The following is a 17,997-nucleotide window of genomic DNA, read 5'->3' as shown; positions in this document are numbered from 1 at the left end:
CGCCTTGGTAAGAGGCGCTGCTGATCGAAATCGTTTAAGGGGAAAAGACAATTTTGCCGGATATTAAGACGTATCGACATACCACTAATAAAAAACAGCAGTAATTTTGTTTCATCTCATCGTTTTTTGGCGTTATTACGCCTGCAGATCACCTTTGAAGTGACTCTGTGCATGGATTGTTTACAGCACACCGCCCATGTTGAAAGCTAGCGTGATACAACCGCTTTATCGAAAAGGCGCGTACCGCTTCGATGGACTAAAGACTTCTTGCATGACAGCACCGGCTTGCTCACTCTTTAGCGATTACACCCATTTCCTGGAAGCGCTGTGATTGAGCAAACTCTGGCCGATGTGTTCGGCTATACCTCTTTTCGTCCTGGTCAGGGTCAGGTAGTTCGTACCGTCATGGCTGGCCGTTCGGCTGCTGCTATCTTTCCAACCGGCTCGGGTAAGTCGCTGTGCTATCAATTGCCCGCCTTGCTTCTGCCGCACCTCACCCTGGTCATTTCGCCTCTGCTGGCCCTGATGCAGGACCAACTTGCGTTTCTGAAGGCCCGCGGGATCGCTGCTGCCAGTATCGATTCGGCACAGTGCCGTGAAGATATCCAAGCCACTATGGCCAGGGCCCGCTCCGGTGAATTGAAGATTCTGATGATCTCGGTAGAGCGGCTTAAGAATGAACGCTTTCGCCAGTTTATCGCCCAGGTACCTATTTCCTTGCTGGTAATCGACGAAGCCCACTGCCTATCCGAGTGGGGCCATAATTTTCGTCCTGACTACCTTAAGCTCCCTGATTATCAGCGTGATTTCAGGATCCCTCAGGTCTTGCTGCTAACTGCGACGGCAACGCCTCGGGTTATTGCAGACATGCAGGCCCGCTTTGGAATCGCTCATGACGATGTGGTGACGACCGGCTTCTATCGCTCCAATCTGGACTTGCAGGTCGAACCTGTCAGCGGGGAGGACAAACGACGTTATTTGCTGGATTGGATTGCGCCACGGACCAGTCAGTCCGGCATTGTTTATGTCACGCAGCAGAAAACAGCCGAGCAGCTGGCGGATGAGTTGGTACGTGCCGGGATTCGTGCCGGTGCTTACCACGCTGGCCTGCCTCATGACCGGCGCGACAGCATTCAGCAGCAGTTCATGGCCGGCACACTGACCTGCATTGCGGCCACCATTGCCTTTGGCATGGGAATCGACAAGCGCGATATCCGTTACGTAGTGCATTACGACCTGCCCAAATCAATCGAGAGCTATAGCCAGGAAATCGGTCGCGCCGGACGTGACGGTGAGCGCTCCGAGTGCCTGGTACTGGCTAACCGCGATGCCTTGAATGTGCTGGAAAATTTTGTTTATGGTGACACTCCGGAACTGAGTGGTATCCGCAGCGTTCTTGAGGACTTGCAGGCGGCGCCGAAAGGCGAATGGGTGTTGCAGTTCAACAGCCTGTCCGATCAAAGTGACATTCGCCTGTTGCCGCTCAAGACCTTGCTCGTACAACTGGAGCTTCAGGGCCTGATTGCACCGCAATACAGTTATTTCGCTGATTATCGTTTCAAATACCTTCGTGAGCCTGAAGCCTTGATTGAACGATTTGAAGGTGAGCGTCGGCAATTTGTTGAGGCTATTGTCGAAACCTCTGTTCGGGCGCGTACCTGGTGCACGGTCAATTTTGATCAGTTGCACCGTGAGTATCGCGCTGAACGTAGCCGGGTAATCACTGCGCTGGAGTGGTTTCACGAGCAAGGCTGGATTGAGCTGGAAAGTAAGCAGATGACCGATGTGTATCGTCGCTTACAGGCTGCAATCGACGTCGAGACACTAGGCGCTACGTTGCATCGGTACTTCCAGGAAAAAGAGCAGGCCGAGGTTGCACGAACCCACGCCATGCTTGATCTATTCGCCAGTGACCGTTGCCTGAGCCACCGTCTGGCTGAGTGGTTTGGTGATACGCAGGCGCCTGAGCAATGCGGGCATTGTTCCGTCTGCCGCGGCACGGTGGCAGTCCTTCCAGCTCCGGCCGTCTTACCGCCTTTGGATAGGCAAAACCCTGAAACGCTATGTGGCGCCTTTCGGGAGCACTATATGGCCTCCCGGGGAGGCGTACCCAGTGTTGAGTCCATGACACGGTTTCTATGTGGCCTCAACACACCCGCCTTCACTCGACTCAAAGCCAGAAGCTTGCCTGGTTTTGCTGCGCTGGAGGCTTATCCCTATGCGGAAGTAAGAGCCTGGCTGGCCCAGGCCGGCTTTAACGTCAAATGATGACGTGCCCGTGATAAGATCACTGCGTCTGCCCATAACAGACGCAACTGTGCCACGGCTGCCCTGTCATGAGGCTTGATGGCCCGTTGCTAGGCTAGTCGCGCTCCTCCAGCGGGTGAGAGTCGATAGAGTGTGCCTGAATCAACGGCTTACGCGGTCCGGCGTTCTGTGGGCATCACTCTGTGGTGCAGGGCAGCTTGATGCAGGTGTGATCCATCCTGTTTTGCGCTGCCATAAGGGGTCAGTACTTGCATCGCTGACGAAGGCCGTATAGAACGCAGCTTTTGCTGCTGAATAACCCTCTGATGATCACTTCTGCTGCATCCTCCAGACCTGAGGCCCGCGTCCCGCTGTTGTTTCTTCCCGGACTTCTGTGCGATGCCGCCTTGTGGCGTTTGCAAGCCGAAGCGCTGGCCGACGTGGCCGATACGCACATTGCCGACCTGACCCGTGACGGAAGCATTCAAGGCATGGCGAGACGGGTACTGGCCGAGGCACCGGCCCGGTTTGCGCTGGCGGGGTTGTCCATGGGGGAATACGTGGCGCTCGAGATCATGCGCCAGGCGCCGGAGCGGGTCATGCGGCTGGCGCTTGTCGACACCATGGCCAGCCTCGATGCTCCTGAGCGTACCCGCCAGCGGGTCGGCATGAAGGCCCTGGCCGAGCGTGGACGCTTCTTGGGAATCAGCCCTCAGTTGTTGCCAAACCTGATCCATCCAAGCCGGATCGGTACGCCGGTTGCCGATGAGGTGATCGCCATGGGCAAGCGGGTAGGGCGCGATGCGTTTCTACGCCAGCAGCAGGCCATTATCGATCGTCCGGATTCGATTCCGACCCTGGCGAGCATTACTGTGCCGACGCTGATTGTCGTGGGTGAAAACGACAAGTTCACGCCTGTGGCTGAGGCACAGAAGATGCACGCCGGCATCCCGGGCTCATGCCTGGAGATACTGCCCGAGTGCGGTCATTTACCGCCCCTGGAATGGCCGGAGCGGACTACCGAGCTGCTGAGGAACTGGCTGCACGGCCTGTGAAACTTCCCACCCGGATAGCCCTTCGAATCTGTTATACCTATCGGGGGAATAGCTATGGGTTCCACACGCTCTACCTACAATGCGGTGCTGTTTGCCTTGAGTCTTGCGCCCGCGGTGTCGGCGCTGAGTATGCCCGCCCAGGCGGGCGAGCCGGATCGGTTGTTCTTCAAGGATGATGGACGTATTCCCAACAGCCCATTCCCGGTGCTGGTCTATCGTGCCGTACCGCTTGAGGGTAAGGACAACGCCGCCGCCTTCGAAAAGCTGTTCGCTGCGAACGACTGGCCACCGCAATGGCAGGCCGGTATCTTCGACTATCACCATTACCACTCGACTGCTCACGAGGTGCTAGGTGTGGCATCCGGGCACGCGCGGATCATTCTGGGAGGCGAGTCCGGCCAAGAGCTGACGGTGGAGGCAGGGGATGTGCTGGTGTTGCCCGCCGGAACCGGGCACTGCCGCATCGAGGAAAGCGATGACTTCGTGGTCGTTGGGGCCTATCCGCGCGGGCAGGAGGACTATGATATCCAGCGTGCCAATGCCGCCACTCATGATGCCTCGGTTACTCGTATCGCCCAGGTGCCTATGCCTGAGGCCGATCCGGTCACAGGCAAGGACGGCGTACTGCTTAAGGCATGGCGTCTACAGCAGTGATCAGAGCAAGGCTTCGACTTGCAGGCAACGAAAACACACTTCATCGCCATGGTGCTGAAGGATGATATGTCCCTCTGTGAGACCAAAATCAGGATTGTGTTTGAACTTACTCTGGCTGATGGCCTCACGCAGGGCAGTATCGTATAGGTCGTAGCGTAATACACATCGTCCAGCGAGCCAGTGTTCAACGTAGTTTTCGCGAACGATGAGTTGGCCGCTCATGAATTCGCCGGGCTGAATCGGAGTGGGCTCGGTAGGTGCCAATAGCTGATAAAGCGCGCCATGGGTGGTGAGCGGATTCTGCCCGTCCGGATGGCTGGCATTGTCCAGGAGCTGCATCTCCGGGCCGCCCTGCCAGGATTCGGGCCAGGATTCGGCAACCCGGTACAGCACCCCGGCATTTCCACCCGCCGCCAAGCTGAATTCAAACGTCAGGGAAAAGTTTCGATACGATTGCCGTGAGATCAGATCGACTCGCGCGGCAGCAGGATCGGCACGCAGGATTCCGTTGTCGTCTTTCCAGTTGCCAAGCGGGAAGTCTTCACCTTGATAAGCCCGCCACTGATGGGCATCGAGTACCTCGATCATGGTGTTGCGCCTCCTGTAAAGCGATACGCCTGACCATAAGACTGGCATCCCGTCTGCCCGGTTCAGAGCCGTAAACCCGATGGGCGTCATCGCAGCGGATTGAACCGGCTTCCTGACAGGGCAGTCCGTTGAAGACACCTCCAACAATGTCGGGGCATCAACATGGCGCATGAATCACCTGTAGTCGTCATCACGGGCGGCACGGCCGGTATCGGTCGCGCAACCGCTCACTATTTTGCTCAAGCGGGTTACAAGGTCGCAGTCATCGCCCGAGGCGAGCAGGGGCTGACCGAGACGGTCGCCGAGCTGGAGGCCTTGGGTTCCAAGGCGTTGGGCTGCAAGGCTGATGTGGCTGATGCCGCCCAGGTCGAGCAGGCCGCGGAGCGTGTAGAAACAGAACTCGGACCGATCAACGTCTGGGTCAACGCCGCCATGACTACGGTTCTTGGGGCTTTTGGCTCGATGACGCCGGAGGAATACCGCCGCGTGACAGATGTGACCTACCTGGGCTGCACGTACGGCACCATGGCTGCCCTCAAGCGCATGAAGGTGCGGGACCGTGGCACTATCGTGCAGGTCGGCTCGGCGGTGGCGTACCGGTCGATTCCACTGCAATCGGCCTATTGCGGTGCCAAGGCGGCCATTCGTGGATTTACTGATTCCCTGCGCAGTGAGCTGATCCATGACAAGAGTCGTGTCCGGCTTACCATGGTTCACCTGCCAGCCCTCAACACGCCGCAATTCGACTGGGCCCGCAACAAGTTGGGCAAGCGCGGCCAGCCACTGCCTCCCATCTATCAGCCGGAAGTCGCAGCACGGGCCATCTTTGATGCCGCCATGCGTGCGCCCCGCGAAATCTGGCTGGGCAAGACTACGATCCAGGCCATCCTGGGCAATATGGTGGCGCCAGGGCTTCTGGATACGGTTATGGCTAAACAGGCCTACAGCGGGCAGATGACCAACGAGCCGGAAAACCCCGATCGGGCGGATTACCTGTTCGAGCCGGTCGAAGGGTTGCACCGCACCCACGGGCGCTTCAACCAAAAGGCCAGCAACAAGGCCGTATCGGTGGATTCGGATATCGTCAGCATGGTGGCCCTTGTGGCTGCGGGTGCCGGACTAATGGCGTTGGCCAAGCTGCGTCGCCTGAAGCCCTTCTAAATGCCTGTGCGGGAGGCACAAGGCTCCTGCAGACGCAGAGGCTCACGGACGAGTCGGCCATCTATTTTCAGATATCGAGGACCTTCTCGCCGAGTGAGCCTGTCTAGGTCAGTAAGCACCCATTCCGCTTACAGCCGATCTAGGGAGGTTCTCATGGCGATGACCGTCGGTGATTTCATAGTCGAACGCTTGTACCAGTGGGGCGTACGCCGCATCTATGGCTACCCGGGTGACGGGATCAATGGTGTCTTTGGTGCACTGAACCGTTCGAACGAGAAGATCAAGTTCATCCAGGCCCGCCATGAGGAAATGGCCGCCTTCATGGCGGCAGCCGATGCAAAGTTTACCGGCGAGTTGGGCGTTTGCATCTCCACTTCGGGGCCAGGTGCCTCGCATTTGCTGACTGGCCTTTATGATGCCCGCATGGACCATGTTCCGGTTCTGGCCATCTGTGGTCAGCAGGCCCGAGCAGCCCTGGGTGGCCACTATCAACAGGAACTGGATCTGGTGTCCATGTTCAAGGACGTGGCTGGCGCGTTTGTCCAACAGGCTTCGGTGCCCTCTCAGGTCCGTCATCTGGTGGATCGTGCGATTCGTACGGCGGTAGGTGAGCGGCGTGTCACGGCCATCATCCTGCCCAATGACATTCAGGAGCTTGAGTACTCCGATCCGCCCCACAAGCACGGCACCATCCACTCCGGTGTGGGCTACAGCAAGCCCAAGGTCGTACCCTACGAGGCGGATCTGCAACGCGCCGCCGACGTCCTCAATGCGGGCGAGAAGGTTGCCATCCTGGTGGGCGCCGGTGCGCTGGGGGCAACAGATGAGGTAATCGCAGTAGCCGAAAAACTGGGTGCCGGCGTAGCCAAGGCACTGTTGGGCAAGGCCGCGCTTCCCGATGCGCTGCCTTGGGTGACAGGCTCTATCGGTCTGCTCGGCACCGAGGCGAGCTACAAGCTGATGAGTGAATGCGACACGCTCCTGATGATCGGTTCCGGTTTTCCTTATTCCGAATTCCTGCCTGAAGAAGGCAAGGCCCGCGGCGTGCAAATCGACCTAAAGGCCGACATGCTCAGCCTGCGCTATCCCATGGAAGTGAACCTTGAGGGCGATTCAGCCGAGACCCTGCATGCGCTATTACCGCTGCTGCACGAGAAGACAGATCGCACCTGGCGCTCGTCTATCGAAAACTGGCGCAAGGACTCGGACGAGACGCTCAAGGCCCGTGCGCTTACCGATGCCAAACCGATCAATCCACAGCGGGTGGCCTACGAGCTGTCGCCACGCCTGCCGGATCGCGCGATCGTGACGAGTGATTCGGGCTCCTGCGCCAACTGGTTTGCCCGCGATGTCCAGATGCGCCGCGGCATGATGTGCTCGTTGTCCGGTGGCCTTGCCTCCATGGGCGCGGCAGTGCCATACGCCATCGCCGCCAAGTTTGCCCACCCGGACCGCCCGGTGGTGGCCCTGGTGGGTGACGGTGCGATGCAGATGAACAACATGGCCGAGCTGATCACGGTAGCGAAATACTGGCGCGAGTGGGGCAACGGCAAGTGGATCTGCGCCGTCTTCAACAATGAAGACCTGAACCAGGTGACTTGGGAGCAGCGGGTCATGAACGGCGATCCTAAGTTCGAAGCCTCGCAAAACATTCCGGATGTGCCCTATCACCAGTTCGCCGAGTCCATCGGTCTCAAGGGTATCTATGTCGACAGCGCCGACCGGGTAGCTTCTGCCTGGGAAGAGGCACTCGCCTCCGAGCGTCCAGTCGTTATCACCTTCAAGACCGATCCGGATGTGCCACCGCTGCCGCCGCATTTCACTATCGAGCAGGCCAAGAGCTTTGCCTCATCGCTTCTGCATGGCGACCCGAACGAAGGCGGCATTATCAAGGAAACGGCCAAGCAGGTACTTAATTCAGTGCTGCCCGGACGCAAGAACAAGGACAAGTAGGACCGCCGTTTCGGCGCTGCCAATAGACCGGGCGTGTAGCGAATACAGCGCCCCGATCTATCCATGTACTCTCCCTTGGCAAGAGGGCGATCCCCATCGCTTTATCAGCAGGGCACAGTCCTTGCGTAAGGAAATACGTGGTCACAGCCACGTTTTCCCGGTTCACAGTAAGGACATTGCATGCCTGTTCGTTTTGCCCCTGCGTTTCTGAGCGTCGCCCTTGCGCTCTCTACAGCCTCCCTGTTTGCCGCAGACGCCAAGCCCGGCGTCGTCATCTACGCGACTGGCGGCACCATTGCCGGCAGCTCGGCCTCCAGCACCGATACCACTGACTACGACGCCGGTAAGCTGGGTATCGAAACCCTGATCAAGGCTGTGCCGGAGCTGAATCAGGTGGCTACGGTAACAGGCGAGCAACTCGCCAACATGCCCAGTCAAGACATGGACCAGAAGACACTGCTAAAGCTGTCAAAAACGATCAGCCAAAAACTGGAAGACCCGGCAGTACATGGCGTGGTCGTAACCCATGGTACCGATACGCTGGAAGAAACGGCTTTCTTCCTCGACCTGACCGTCAAAAGCGAAAAGCCCGTGGTAGTGGTGGGAGCGATGCGCCCTGCTACAGCTGTAGGGGCCGACGGGCCCATGAACCTGCTCGAAGCGGTCAGTCTGGCAGCCAATGACAAGGCCAACGGTCGTGGCACCCTGGTCGTTCTGAACGACCGCATCGGCTCGGCCTTCTATACCACTAAGACCAACTCCACCACGCCCGACACCTTCCGCGCGGCCGAGCAGGGCTACCTGGGCGGTTTTGTCGGCATTACGCCCCGGTTCTACTATTCTCCTGCCACACCGACCGGCAAGAGGCATTTCGATGTCTCCAAGCAGGAAAGCTTGCCCAAAGTAGTGATCTTGTACAGCTATCAGGACCAGGACAGTGCACTCATTGACGCCGCGCTCAAGGATGGTGCAAAGGGCATTGTGATCGCCGCTACGGGTAACGGCTCCATCCCCACGCGCACCAAGGAGACGGTCAAACGGCTCATGGAGCAGGGCATTCCCGTGATCCGCTCCACCCGGACTGGCTCTGGGTTCGTCAGTAGGAAGGAAGAGGGCATTGGCAGCGGCTTTTTCAATCCTCAGAAGTCACGCATTCTCCTGTCGCTGGCCCTGGCGAGCGGGGCGGACATGGCAACTATCGAGCGGTATTTCAGCGCGGAGGAATAGGGCGCGGTTGTGGCCGATATGGCTAGTCAGGTTGGCATATGCGAGAGGGATATCGCTTCGCCTATTCTCTGTATGTGCCACTCACCGGCCTCGTCACAAAACGCTTCTTGGGATGAGTTGAGCAGAGCCATACCCATCATTTCATTCTCACAAGACACCCGTCGAGCTAGGCATTCCGCCAGGCTAAACCCTCTCCGGGCTGTCCTTCATACCGAACGCTTCGCCATCGCGTTCGGTCTACCGCTTTCCCGACCACCTCCGGTCGGGCTGTTCAAATAATGATCAATACGCCTAGGAGCAAGCATGCCTGCGAGTGCTTCACATCCCCGTCGCGCCTTTATTTGGGTGGCCTGTGCCTTTCTGATCACGATGATGGGTACCACACTGCCCACGCCGCTGTATGTGTTTTATCAACGGGAGATGGGCTTTGGTGAAACATGGGTGACGTTGATCTTTTCCATTTATGCGGCAGGCGTGATTGCGGCGCTGCTGGTGGCGGGACGCTGGTCTGATCAGCTGGGACGGCGACCGATGCTGTTGGCCGGTATCGCGTTGTCGGCCATCAGTACGGTGATGTTTCTTTTCAGCCACAGCATTGGCGGATTGATGCTGGCACGGTTGTTCTCCGGTTTTTCCGCCGGGATTTATACCGGTACGGCCACTGTGGCCGTCTTGGAGCTAGCGCCTGAGCCGTGGCGCAATATCTCGACCCTGGTGGCTACGGCCTCCAATATGCTTGGGTTGGGGTTGGGCCCTCTGGTAGCAGGCCTCCTATCGACGTATCTGCCCTATCCGACGCACCTGGTGTTCAGCCTGTACCTGATCTTATTGGTTGTTGCAGCAGTGGGTGTGCTGTTGGCACACGAGACGGTCCAGCGCCCGGCTAAGCCGAGGTTACGAATACAGAAGCCTCATCTGCCGCGGGAGGTGCGAGCCCTGTTTATCCCAGCTGCCCTCTCGGGGATGGCGGGTTTTAGCGTGGCGGGGCTGTTTACAGCGGTTGTGCCGGCCATTATGGGCCAAGTCATGGGGCATACCCATGGCGTTACCATTGGCGCGGTTATCTGCCTGCTGTTTGTCTCATCCATCATCGGGCAGGCATTGCTGAAAAAGCTGCCCGCACACTTACACATGACGATTGGCTGCATTGCCCTATCACTGGGCACGGCCACTATTGGTGTCAGCATTGCCACTGCACAGGTCGGGTTTCTGCTATTGGGAACGGTAATCGCAGGAGTGGGCCAGGGCATCGTGTTTCGAGCCGGTATGAACGCCGTGACAGGTGCCAGCCCACGTGAACACAAGGCAGCTGTAACCTCAACGCTCTTTGTGACCTATTACGTGGCGATGTCGGTGCCGGTAATTGGCGTAGGGGTATCGGCGGAGGCATTCGGGCTACGGCAGACAGGGGAATTCTTTGCCGCCGTGGTGACGCTGGTGCCGCTTCTGGCGATGGTGATCATGTGGATCGTGCAGTCCCGCCAGCGCAGGACTGGCAGGGCGTAAGGAGAAATGGCCCAACCTCATGCGGTTGGGCCATGCCATGCAGCGTCAGTGGTCGTGGCGCTGCTGGTAGGGGTAGAAGCGGTGCTCACGCAGCTCGTGTTCGATCTTCTCCAGGCTCTTGCCACGGGTTTCAGGCACGAAGCGCCAGATGAAGACCAGAGCCAGCAACGAGATTCCGGCATAAACCCAGAACGTATGGGCAGCGCCCAGCCACGTTACTAGGCTCAGCGTAGTCAGCGTGACGACCAGATCGAAGAACCAGTGGCTGAAGGCCCCAACGCTGGCGCCCTTGCCGCGCACGAACAGTGGGTAGACTTCCGAGTTGATCAGCCAGATGCACACACCGAAGCCGCCGCAGTTGAACATCAGGTAGGCCGCCAGACAACCCACGACCAGCCAGCGCTGCACGTCAGTGGTGGGGCCTGCACCCTGGAACAGGTAGCCCATGATGGCCAGCGCAATGATCGAGCCGGGGATCAGGATCAGCAGGTAGCGACGGCGGCCGATGCGGTCCACCAGGAGGCTGCCGATCACGGTCATGATCACCACCAGGATGGTGCTGCAGCCAGTGGCCAGAACCGCCGTCTGATCGGAAAAGCCCGCCTGAGTCAGAATAGTCGGTGCGTAATAGACAAGGGCGTTGTTGCCGGTGATCTGCGAGAACATAGAGATGCAGGCACCCACGAGCAACGCAGGGCGAACCCAGGGCTGGAGCAGGTCCCGCCAGGTGCCTTCCGGTGCATCGCTCACGGTCTTGATTTCGGTCAGCTCCCGGCGGGCAGCCGCCTCATCACCACGGACGCGCTCCAGGACCGCCAGTGCGTCCTGCTCGCGTCCACGGGACAGGAGCCAGCGTGGACTTTCAGGCAGTACCGACATACCGGCGAGCAGGATCACGGCCGGAACCACGCCCAGCGCAAACATCCAGCGCCAGTGCTCGTCCAGCGCAAAGCCGGTGAAATAGGCGACGGTAATGCCGCTGACCACCATGAATTGGAACAGTACCACCAGCTTTCCGCGATGCTGTGGCGGGGCCACTTCGGCAATGTAGACCGGAATGATCTGCGTCGAGCTGCCGGCACTCAGGCCAAGCAGAAAGCGCGACAGGATCAGCAGCGTTACGTTGGGCGAGACGGCCGACAGGATCGACCCGAGCGCAAATACTATGCCCACCAGGATGATGGTTCGGCGCCGGCCGAGTCGATCGGAGATCGGACCGGTACCCAGGCAACCAAACAGCGCACCAAAGATGATGGCACCCGTGACGAGCTGCTTGAGGGTGTCATTCAGGGCGAACTCACGGCCAAGGCCGAGCAGGGCGACGCCAATGATGCCAGTGTCGTAACCGAAGAGAAGGCCACCCAGGGCGGCGATGATTGCGATGAGAAGGACGAGGCCTTTACGTGCCGGAGCGGCAGGGGCCGAGAGGGTGAGCGTGGGAGATTCCATGTAATGCTGCCTGCTTTTATTGTATCCAGACGCGCCTGCCAGAGCAGGCGAACCGCTAAAAGACTGCTCTGACTCCACAGGGTTCAGAAACAAATTGTCATCAAACGGGATTCGATCACCTTTTTGCGCAATCGTTTCAGCAAAAACAGCTAGCGAAGCGGTATTGGCGATATCGATGGAATGAATCAGTACGCTTGATTGGATAAATACGCGGCTATCCTTTACGTTCTGCGCCACGATTTCCAAACGGCCGTTGCGGCTCCAAACGCTTGTGCTGGCCTGACTTTTCTTTAAAGGAACGCAGTATGAATATCCTTGAAACCATCGATGCACGTCGCGCTATCCGTCATTACGATGCTTCTCACCGCATGAGCGATGACGAGCAGCGCCAACTGCTGAGCCATGCCCTGCTGGCGCCGACGTCGTTCAACCTGCAGCATGTGCGTCTGGTGGCAGTGACAGATCCGGCGCTGCGTCAGCAGATTCGTGCGGTAGGTTGGGATCAGGCCCAGATTACCGATTCCTCTTTGCTCGTCATCGTGTGTGCCGATGTTGCCAGCTGGGAGAAGAATGCCGCCCGTATCTGGAGCGAAGCTCCCCAGGCCGTGCAGGACTTCATGGTGCCCGCTATCGACGCGTACTATCGTGACAAGCCACAGACCCAGCGTGACGAAGCCATGCGCAGCACTGGCCTGGTGGCCCAGACGCTGATGCTGGCTGCCAAGGGCATGGGCTATGACAGCTGCCCTATGGTCGGCTTTGATTTCGAGGCCGTTGGCCAGCTGATCAATCTGCCGGACGACCATGTCGTCAGCCTGATGATTTCCGTCGGCAAGGCCGCCGAGCCGGCGCATGCGCGCACTGGCAAGCTGCCCTACGACGAAGTGGTCATTCGCGACCGCTTCTAAGCTGTCCGTTATCAGGCGCCTGATCTTCGAGATCAGGCGCCTGTGATGAGAGCCGCTGCGTTCAACCATCCTGTGTATGAAAGTCGGATAGCCATCCGCCTCTTCAGCAAGACACCCTTCGCCACACCAACCGATGATCGGTTGCAACCTCCCGCTGCGATTACCGGACTAAGCTAAAACAGCATTCATCGGTATTTCCTGGGAGGGACTCAAGATGATTACCGGTATTCCTGCACACACCTGCCGCCTGGCCAACTACAGCACCCTGCTTGCGGCCAATGAGCTCTGGTGCGCGGATCAGGCTCCTCTTAATGACCTGGACGAAGCCGACGGCGAACTGGAGGATCTCGATCCCGAGACCCGCAGCCTGCCGGTGGAAGATCGCAAGAAGTTAATGGACGAATGATTTGCCGCTCCTTTGGCGTCCTGCCACAGGTGTCAATCGACTAACGGTCACGTTCTTCATGAGCTGTACGTGACCCTACAGTTGACCTTATAACCCCTCGCAACACACTATCCCGTCCTCTGGTGCGAAGCCTTCTCTTCGTATAGCCCATTAAAACTATAAGGACGTCCCTATGTATCTCTCTGCGCCTTGCCTGTTTGCTCCGTCCTGTATGACGTACGAGTAATCGGCCACCCCTGCGCCTGTTTCACACCTTCCCGTCTGCTTTCCCTCCTGTACCTGCAGTATGAACATGCCGACGGGCGGATTTTTGAGCTACTTCTGACGGCTCGCCTCCTGTTATCAGTACCCAAGCCATGACCGCAATGACCCACGCAACCGACGCATCGCCCCCGGGGCGCTCCGATTCACAGGCCCGCAAGGCCGCCCTTGGCAGTTTTGTCGGGGCGGTTGTGGACTGGTACGACTTTCTGCTCTACGGCATCGTGGCGGCGCTGATTTTCAACAAGGAGTTCTTTCCCAACGTAAGCCCGGCCATGGGGACATTGGCTGCCTTCGCCACCTTTGGCGTGGGCTTTCTGTTCCGTCCCCTGGGTGGTTTTATATTCGGTCACTACGGCGACAAGCTTGGCCGCAAACGCATGCTGGTGCTGACGGTTATGCTCATGGGCATTTCGACCGCCCTGATTGGCCTATTGCCGACTTATGCGAGCATTGGCTGGTGGGCACCTGTGCTGTTGGTTATTTTGCGTGCCATCCAGGGGTTTGCCGTAGGCGGCGAGTGGGGCGGCGCGGCCCTGATGGCCGTGGAGAGTGCACCGCCGCTCCGGCGTGCCTTCTACAGTAGCGGCGTGCAGGTAGGCTTTGGCGTAGGGTTGATCCTGGCCACGGGCAGCGTATCGCTACTTGATCGTTTTTTGAGCGATGAAGCCTTTCACAGCTGGGGCTGGCGCCTGCCATTTCTGTTTAGCATCGTGCTTGTGCTGATTGCATTATGGGTGCGCTCCAGTATGGAAGAATCCCGCGAGTTCGTGCGTGAGGTCAGACAGGCTCACAAGGCCGTCAAGCTACCCATCGTGGAAGCGCTACGTCGCCATCCACGCGCGTTCCTCCTGATCATCGCGCTGCGTATGGCTGAATTGTTCACCATGTACATCGTGACGACCTTTGCGCTCAGTTATTCGATTGCCAACCTGGGCCTTTCCCGCGAGCTGTTCCTGAATATCGGCCTGCTGGTGGGTGCCATCAGCTGCGTAACCATTCCCTGTTTTGCCTGGCTGGCGGACCGCTACGGGCTGCGCCGCATCTACCTGATCGGCGCCACGATTGGTGTGCTCTCGGCTGTGCCCTTCTTCCTGGCCCTGGAAGCGCGCTCGATTGGCTGGATCGTGTTCTTTGCCGTCATGCTTGCCAACATGGCCCATGACATGATCGTCAGCGTGCAACAGCCGCTGTTCACGGAAGCCTTTGGCACCGAGTATCGCTACAGCGGGGCCGGTGTCGGTTATCAGGTTGCCAGCGTGGTGGGCGGCGGCTTTACACCGTTCATTGCCGCCTCGCTGGTCAGTGCCAACAACGGGTCCTGGCATCTGGTCGCGGCGTATCTGGCTGGCGGCTGCCTCGTGTCCTTACTCGTAGCGGCACGGATGCGCCATCGGTAAGCGGTTGCAACCTATCCTCGGGTGGCTGGACTAAACAAAAGAGCCCAGCCATGAGGATATTCCGATGCTGACGTACCCGAACCTTTCAGCGGTCGCGCCTTATCCGGCCGTTATAGGCCTCTTTTGTGCTGATCAGGCGCCTTTGAACGACCTCGACGAAGCCGATAGCGAGCTGGAAAGCGAACTCGATCCTGAGACCCGCCCGGAAGACCTGCCTGAAGAAGCGCGCGAGAACCTGGAAGAGCCAGCCAAGATTCCCGGCCCGATTCCAGACCCCGGCCCGCTGTAGGAAAACCTAACCGATGGCGAGGCCCAGTGTGGCCTCGTCCCGATGAAAATGCAGGAATGACCCTTTATAGGCTTCGCCGGTACTCAGTACACAGTCTGCTCGCGTACTTCGATACGAGTATTCCAGCTCCTCCATCTCACGGCAGAAGCTAGAGCGCTGGCGGCGGTCTGGGTCGACAATGATGATGTCCACTTCATCCGCCGAATGTCGGTCAATGAAGTCGGCCAGGATGGCAGGCTGGTCGCGCTCGTAGATCAGGTCACTGCCGATGATGAGATCGAACTGGCCCAGGTCCAGATCAGTGCTGCCCCAATCTGCCGCCTGGTATTTGATCGGCCCCAGGTTATTGAGCCGTAGGTTCTCGTTCAGAAAGGTCGGGATCAACGGGTGGTAGTCACTCACCGTCATGTTGCCGCCCCGGCTATGCACTACGAGGCTGGCCAAGGCGAGACCCGCCCCCAACTCCAGGATACGTTTGCCCTTGAGATCAATGGTCTGCATGGCCGTAGCCAGTACATAGCTTGAAGGCCAGACCTGACCAAACAGCGGCCAGCTTTCGGGCGAGATACCCAGCAGCTCCGCTTCGCCGTTGGGATCATAGTATTGCTGATGGTCTTTCAGGGACTGGATGTGAAAATCCACATCACCAACGGTGACGGTTTGATATTTGATTCGATAACCGGACATGCTGATCCATTAGGTTGGATGATGTTGGCGTCAAGACAGGGCTTGATCGAACAGGCACCACTCTGAAAGAGCAGCAGTACAGGACGAAGGGCTTGCCATTGAGGCGATAGCGGCGAACAGCCGACTTTAAAAAACGCAGGCAATAAAAAAGCCCCGCTAGGCGGGGCTTTTTGGATCAGGCGTCTTAGACGACTTGAACCTGATCAGCCTGCATGCCTTTCTGGCCCTTGACGGCCACGAAAGAAACGCGCTGACCTTCGCTCAGGCTCTTGAAGCCGGCGCTTTCGATCGAACGGTAATGAACGAACAGGTCAGGACCGCTCTCAGGCGTGATGAAGCCGAAACCTTTCTCATCGTTGAACCACTTGACGGTACCCGTTTGGCGAGTAGACATGATGTATCTCCAAGGTAAAATTAAGACTGCGGCGCTGAACCGTTCAGGCCGAGACTGAGATGCGAAAGTAAAACGAGCCAAGGAGATGAAACGTGAAGCAGTACATCAAGCCAGGGTATCGAAGTGACAATTGCAGAGCAGTGACGTCACCATACGCGCTTTTGAGCCGTTGTATACCTTTATTTTCCGGCAAGCAGCGGCAGTAGGCACAATTCTCTTATTTATCAACGCTCTGCCTGTTTAATTATTTTTGTGTTCCTCGCCTTCTATTACCGGATCCTCGTTCAGAGCTCAACCGTTACCTGTGTAATGCCATAGCCAAGCCGTTCGGCAAACTCTTCAAGAAAGGTGGGCTGAAAGACCGCTTTTGCCCAGCCGTTGAAAATAAAGCCCAGATTGGAAAAGCCACAGGGCTGCAGGAACAGGAACCCGTTGATGTCATCTTCGTGTCCACATTCGGGGCAGCGAAAATTATCGGTATGGCCGGGCATCCAGTCTTCCAGGCTATCGAACAGCGCTTCACCGATCTCCTGGCGGCACTCCGGGCAGCCCGCCTCCTCCTTGAATCCCTTGTCCGGCGTAAAGATGCAGCGGCGAGTGATGATTTCCAGTCCGTTGACAGGATGACCGAACGGCAGACGTTCGGGGTATCTGACCACCCGTTCGGCACCTGGGGCAATGCCGTAGGCCATGCCCCGCGAGCCGCGGCCGCAGGTCGTTACCTGTTCCTGTACGATGCCCCTGCGTATCAGCCAGCGCAGCGCGCTCAATGCCTTGGCTTCATGGCCTGGCAGGGTGGAAATGGATGGAACGAGGATAAGCTGGTTATCGTACATACGTGCGGTCTGTGTAGGGGCTGGGAAGACGCGGCCTGAACAGGGTTACATTCACGTTCGGGTCTTAAAACAACAAACCGTTATTTTCGCTCAGATCGACCCGTTGTACAGGGAATGTTATGTATGCGCCGAGGCAGAGGGAGTTATGGCAGCTGGCAGAGCGAACATAAGCGACAGGCATAAAAAATCCGGAACCCTGCAGGATTCCGGATTGATCGAATTCAGCAGTGCTCAGGCGTCTCTACAAAAGAGAGCCAAAGCCTGCCAATGATACTTACTTACCGACAGTCTTGCCTAGGAACCAGGCGCGCTCTTCAGCTTGGTCGATCCACTCTTCCAGCAGGCTGGTGGTCGCCACATCATTACCATCGCTGGTCAGGGTGTGGGTAGTGCGCATGAACGCAGCCAGCGCCTGGTTATCGGCATACAGCTCTTCCAGCATCTGCTCAGCGGTCAGGTCTTCAGCTTCGCTGCTGGCCAGACGCTTTTGCTGCACCATCTGCTCCAGGGAGCGAATGGTGGGCTGACCGATCTTGCGTGCACGCTCGGCCATGGGGTCAGTCATGGCGAACAACTGGGTTGCCTGCTCTTCCAGCAACAGGTGATAGTCGCGGAAGTGGGTGCCGTGCATGTGCCAGTGGTAATTCTTGGTCTTGATATACAGAGCGAAAACGTCAGACAACAGTACGCTCAACGCCTTACCAATTTCACCCTGTTGAGTCAGGGTAGCGTCCTGACCAGTGGACGCGCGGGCATTAATGGTTTCAACGGATTTCAGTTCTTGCTTGGCATTTGCAGTAGCCATATCTAGACCTCTCTGTTGAATATCGAAAAAGACCGTTAGAGATAAACGGTCATACAAAACCGATATTCAATTGACCCCAGAAACCCTCAGTTTGCTCATGGCTTTTTTCCATCAGGCTGATTACCGGTCGTTTTGGCCTTGAAGTGTGAACAAAGCGGCAAGCCTGAAAAT

General features: G+C 57.8%; 17 protein-coding genes. 11 read left to right on the top strand and 6 right to left on the bottom strand.

Going from position 1 to position 17,997, the window contains the following annotated elements; genetic code table 11:
- The first annotated feature begins 327 nt into the window (after positions 1-327).
- The 3 genes from EAW52_RS01320 (at position 328) to EAW52_RS01310 (ending at position 3,956) form a co-directional block, all read left to right on the top strand.
- Positions 328-2,268, top strand: coding sequence for an ATP-dependent DNA helicase RecQ (locus EAW52_RS01320; protein WP_372238878.1), 1,941 nt, complete (start codon positions 328-330; stop codon positions 2,266-2,268).
- 305 nt (positions 2,269-2,573) lie between these two features.
- A complete protein-coding gene (locus EAW52_RS01315) occupies positions 2,574-3,302 on the top strand; it encodes an alpha/beta fold hydrolase (protein ID WP_122044688.1) in 729 nt (242 codons plus the stop codon).
- Positions 3,303-3,431: 129 nt separating this feature from the next.
- Positions 3,432-3,956 carry a cupin domain-containing protein gene (locus EAW52_RS01310; RefSeq protein WP_122044687.1) on the top strand — a complete coding sequence of 175 codons (525 nt, stop codon included), beginning with the start codon at positions 3,432-3,434 and terminating at the stop codon, positions 3,954-3,956.
- Here the strand turns inward: EAW52_RS01310 and EAW52_RS01305 are convergent, their stop codons facing one another.
- The gene (locus EAW52_RS01305) at positions 3,957-4,715 is read right to left on the bottom strand and encodes a DUF1080 domain-containing protein (RefSeq protein ID WP_256680705.1); all 759 of its coding nucleotides are present in this window, start codon (positions 4,713-4,715) and stop codon (positions 3,957-3,959) included.
- Between EAW52_RS01305 and EAW52_RS01300 the strand changes: the two genes are divergently transcribed.
- The 4 genes from EAW52_RS01300 to EAW52_RS01285 all read left to right on the top strand — a co-directional run bounded on the left by EAW52_RS01300 (position 4,707) and on the right by EAW52_RS01285 (position 10,391).
- Entirely contained in the window at positions 4,707-5,705 is a 999-nt protein-coding gene (locus tag EAW52_RS01300; protein ID WP_122041134.1) for an SDR family oxidoreductase, read from the top strand. The two genes, EAW52_RS01305 and EAW52_RS01300, sit on opposite strands and share 9 nt — an antisense overlap.
- Before the next feature lie 153 nt (positions 5,706-5,858).
- Positions 5,859-7,658, top strand: coding sequence for a thiamine pyrophosphate-requiring protein (locus EAW52_RS01295; RefSeq protein ID WP_122041133.1), 1,800 nt, complete (start codon positions 5,859-5,861; stop codon positions 7,656-7,658).
- Between the two features lie 180 nt (positions 7,659-7,838).
- Positions 7,839-8,885 (top strand): asparaginase, encoded by a 1,047-nt coding sequence (locus tag EAW52_RS01290; RefSeq protein WP_122041132.1) that lies wholly within the window; start codon positions 7,839-7,841, stop codon positions 8,883-8,885.
- A gap of 303 nt (positions 8,886-9,188) precedes the next feature.
- On the top strand, positions 9,189-10,391 hold the full coding sequence (locus EAW52_RS01285; RefSeq protein ID WP_122041131.1) for an MFS transporter: 1,203 nt from the start codon (positions 9,189-9,191) through the stop codon (positions 10,389-10,391).
- Positions 10,392-10,436: 45 nt separating this feature from the next.
- On the opposite strand, the gene EAW52_RS01280 is transcribed toward EAW52_RS01285, so the two are convergent.
- A complete protein-coding gene (locus tag EAW52_RS01280; protein ID WP_256680704.1) occupies positions 10,437-12,077 on the bottom strand; it encodes a sugar porter family MFS transporter in 1,641 nt (546 codons plus the stop codon).
- A gap of 68 nt (positions 12,078-12,145) precedes the next feature.
- On the opposite strand from EAW52_RS01280, the gene EAW52_RS01275 reads away from it, so the two are divergent.
- From EAW52_RS01275 to EAW52_RS01260, 4 genes are all read left to right on the top strand, one after another.
- On the top strand, positions 12,146-12,748 hold the full coding sequence (locus tag EAW52_RS01275) for a nitroreductase family protein (protein ID WP_122041130.1): 603 nt from the start codon (positions 12,146-12,148) through the stop codon (positions 12,746-12,748).
- 214 nt (positions 12,749-12,962) lie between these two features.
- Positions 12,963-13,154, top strand: coding sequence for a hypothetical protein (locus tag EAW52_RS01270; protein WP_010796474.1), 192 nt, complete (start codon positions 12,963-12,965; stop codon positions 13,152-13,154).
- 356 nt (positions 13,155-13,510) lie between these two features.
- On the top strand, positions 13,511-14,815 hold the full coding sequence (gene shiA, locus EAW52_RS01265) for a shikimate transporter (protein ID WP_122041129.1): 1,305 nt from the start codon (positions 13,511-13,513) through the stop codon (positions 14,813-14,815).
- A 64-nt stretch (positions 14,816-14,879) separates the two neighbouring features.
- Positions 14,880-15,104, top strand: a complete 225-nt coding sequence (locus EAW52_RS01260; protein WP_122041128.1) for a hypothetical protein — start codon at positions 14,880-14,882, stop codon at positions 15,102-15,104.
- A 6-nt stretch (positions 15,105-15,110) separates the two neighbouring features.
- Here the strand turns inward: EAW52_RS01260 and EAW52_RS01255 are convergent, their stop codons facing one another.
- The 4 genes from EAW52_RS01255 to EAW52_RS01240 all read right to left on the bottom strand — a co-directional run bounded on the left by EAW52_RS01255 (position 15,111) and on the right by EAW52_RS01240 (position 17,826).
- Positions 15,111-15,791, bottom strand: coding sequence for a methyltransferase (locus EAW52_RS01255; protein ID WP_122041127.1), 681 nt, complete (start codon positions 15,789-15,791; stop codon positions 15,111-15,113).
- A 184-nt stretch (positions 15,792-15,975) separates the two neighbouring features.
- Positions 15,976-16,185 (bottom strand): cold-shock protein, encoded by a 210-nt coding sequence (locus EAW52_RS01250; RefSeq protein ID WP_010796478.1) that lies wholly within the window; start codon positions 16,183-16,185, stop codon positions 15,976-15,978.
- 284 nt (positions 16,186-16,469) lie between these two features.
- The gene (locus EAW52_RS01245) at positions 16,470-17,021 is read right to left on the bottom strand and encodes a sugar ABC transporter ATPase (RefSeq protein ID WP_122041126.1); all 552 of its coding nucleotides are present in this window, start codon (positions 17,019-17,021) and stop codon (positions 16,470-16,472) included.
- A gap of 274 nt (positions 17,022-17,295) precedes the next feature.
- Positions 17,296-17,826 (bottom strand): Dps family protein, encoded by a 531-nt coding sequence (locus tag EAW52_RS01240; RefSeq protein WP_122041125.1) that lies wholly within the window; start codon positions 17,824-17,826, stop codon positions 17,296-17,298.
- Positions 17,827-17,997 lie beyond the last annotated feature (171 nt).

Source organism: Pseudomonas sp. LTJR-52 (assembly GCF_003691465.1).
GTDB lineage: Bacteria > Pseudomonadota > Gammaproteobacteria > Pseudomonadales > Pseudomonadaceae > Chryseomonas > Chryseomonas luteola.
Note: the sequence above shows the minus strand (reverse complement) of the source record. Positions and strands in the feature narration are given on the sequence as shown.

Excerpts from the sequence above, each read along its gene's own strand:
- EAW52_RS01315 (WP_122044688.1), top strand. The coding sequence starts at position 2,574 with ATGATCACTTCTGCTGCATCCTCCAGACCTGAGGCCCGCGTCCCGCTG.
- EAW52_RS01310 (WP_122044687.1), top strand. The coding sequence starts at position 3,432 with ATGCCCGCCCAGGCGGGCGAGCCGGATCGGTTGTTCTTCAAGGATGAT.
- EAW52_RS01300 (WP_122041134.1), top strand. The coding sequence starts at position 4,707 with ATGGCGCATGAATCACCTGTAGTCGTCATCACGGGCGGCACGGCCGGT.
- EAW52_RS01305 (WP_256680705.1), bottom strand. The coding sequence starts at position 4,715 with ATGCGCCATGTTGATGCCCCGACATTGTTGGAGGTGTCTTCAACGGAC.
- EAW52_RS01295 (WP_122041133.1), top strand. The coding sequence starts at position 5,859 with ATGGCGATGACCGTCGGTGATTTCATAGTCGAACGCTTGTACCAGTGG.
- EAW52_RS01290 (WP_122041132.1), top strand. The coding sequence starts at position 7,839 with ATGCCTGTTCGTTTTGCCCCTGCGTTTCTGAGCGTCGCCCTTGCGCTC.
- EAW52_RS01285 (WP_122041131.1), top strand. The coding sequence starts at position 9,189 with ATGCCTGCGAGTGCTTCACATCCCCGTCGCGCCTTTATTTGGGTGGCC.
- EAW52_RS01275 (WP_122041130.1), top strand. The coding sequence starts at position 12,146 with ATGAATATCCTTGAAACCATCGATGCACGTCGCGCTATCCGTCATTAC.
- EAW52_RS01270 (WP_010796474.1), top strand. The coding sequence starts at position 12,963 with ATGATTACCGGTATTCCTGCACACACCTGCCGCCTGGCCAACTACAGC.
- shiA (WP_122041129.1), top strand. The coding sequence starts at position 13,511 with ATGACCGCAATGACCCACGCAACCGACGCATCGCCCCCGGGGCGCTCC.
- EAW52_RS01260 (WP_122041128.1), top strand. The coding sequence starts at position 14,880 with ATGCTGACGTACCCGAACCTTTCAGCGGTCGCGCCTTATCCGGCCGTT.
- EAW52_RS01255 (WP_122041127.1), bottom strand. The coding sequence starts at position 15,791 with ATGTCCGGTTATCGAATCAAATATCAAACCGTCACCGTTGGTGATGTG.
- EAW52_RS01250 (WP_010796478.1), bottom strand. The coding sequence starts at position 16,185 with ATGTCTACTCGCCAAACGGGTACCGTCAAGTGGTTCAACGATGAGAAA.
- EAW52_RS01245 (WP_122041126.1), bottom strand. The coding sequence starts at position 17,021 with ATGTACGATAACCAGCTTATCCTCGTTCCATCCATTTCCACCCTGCCA.
- EAW52_RS01240 (WP_122041125.1), bottom strand. The coding sequence starts at position 17,826 with ATGGCTACTGCAAATGCCAAGCAAGAACTGAAATCCGTTGAAACCATT.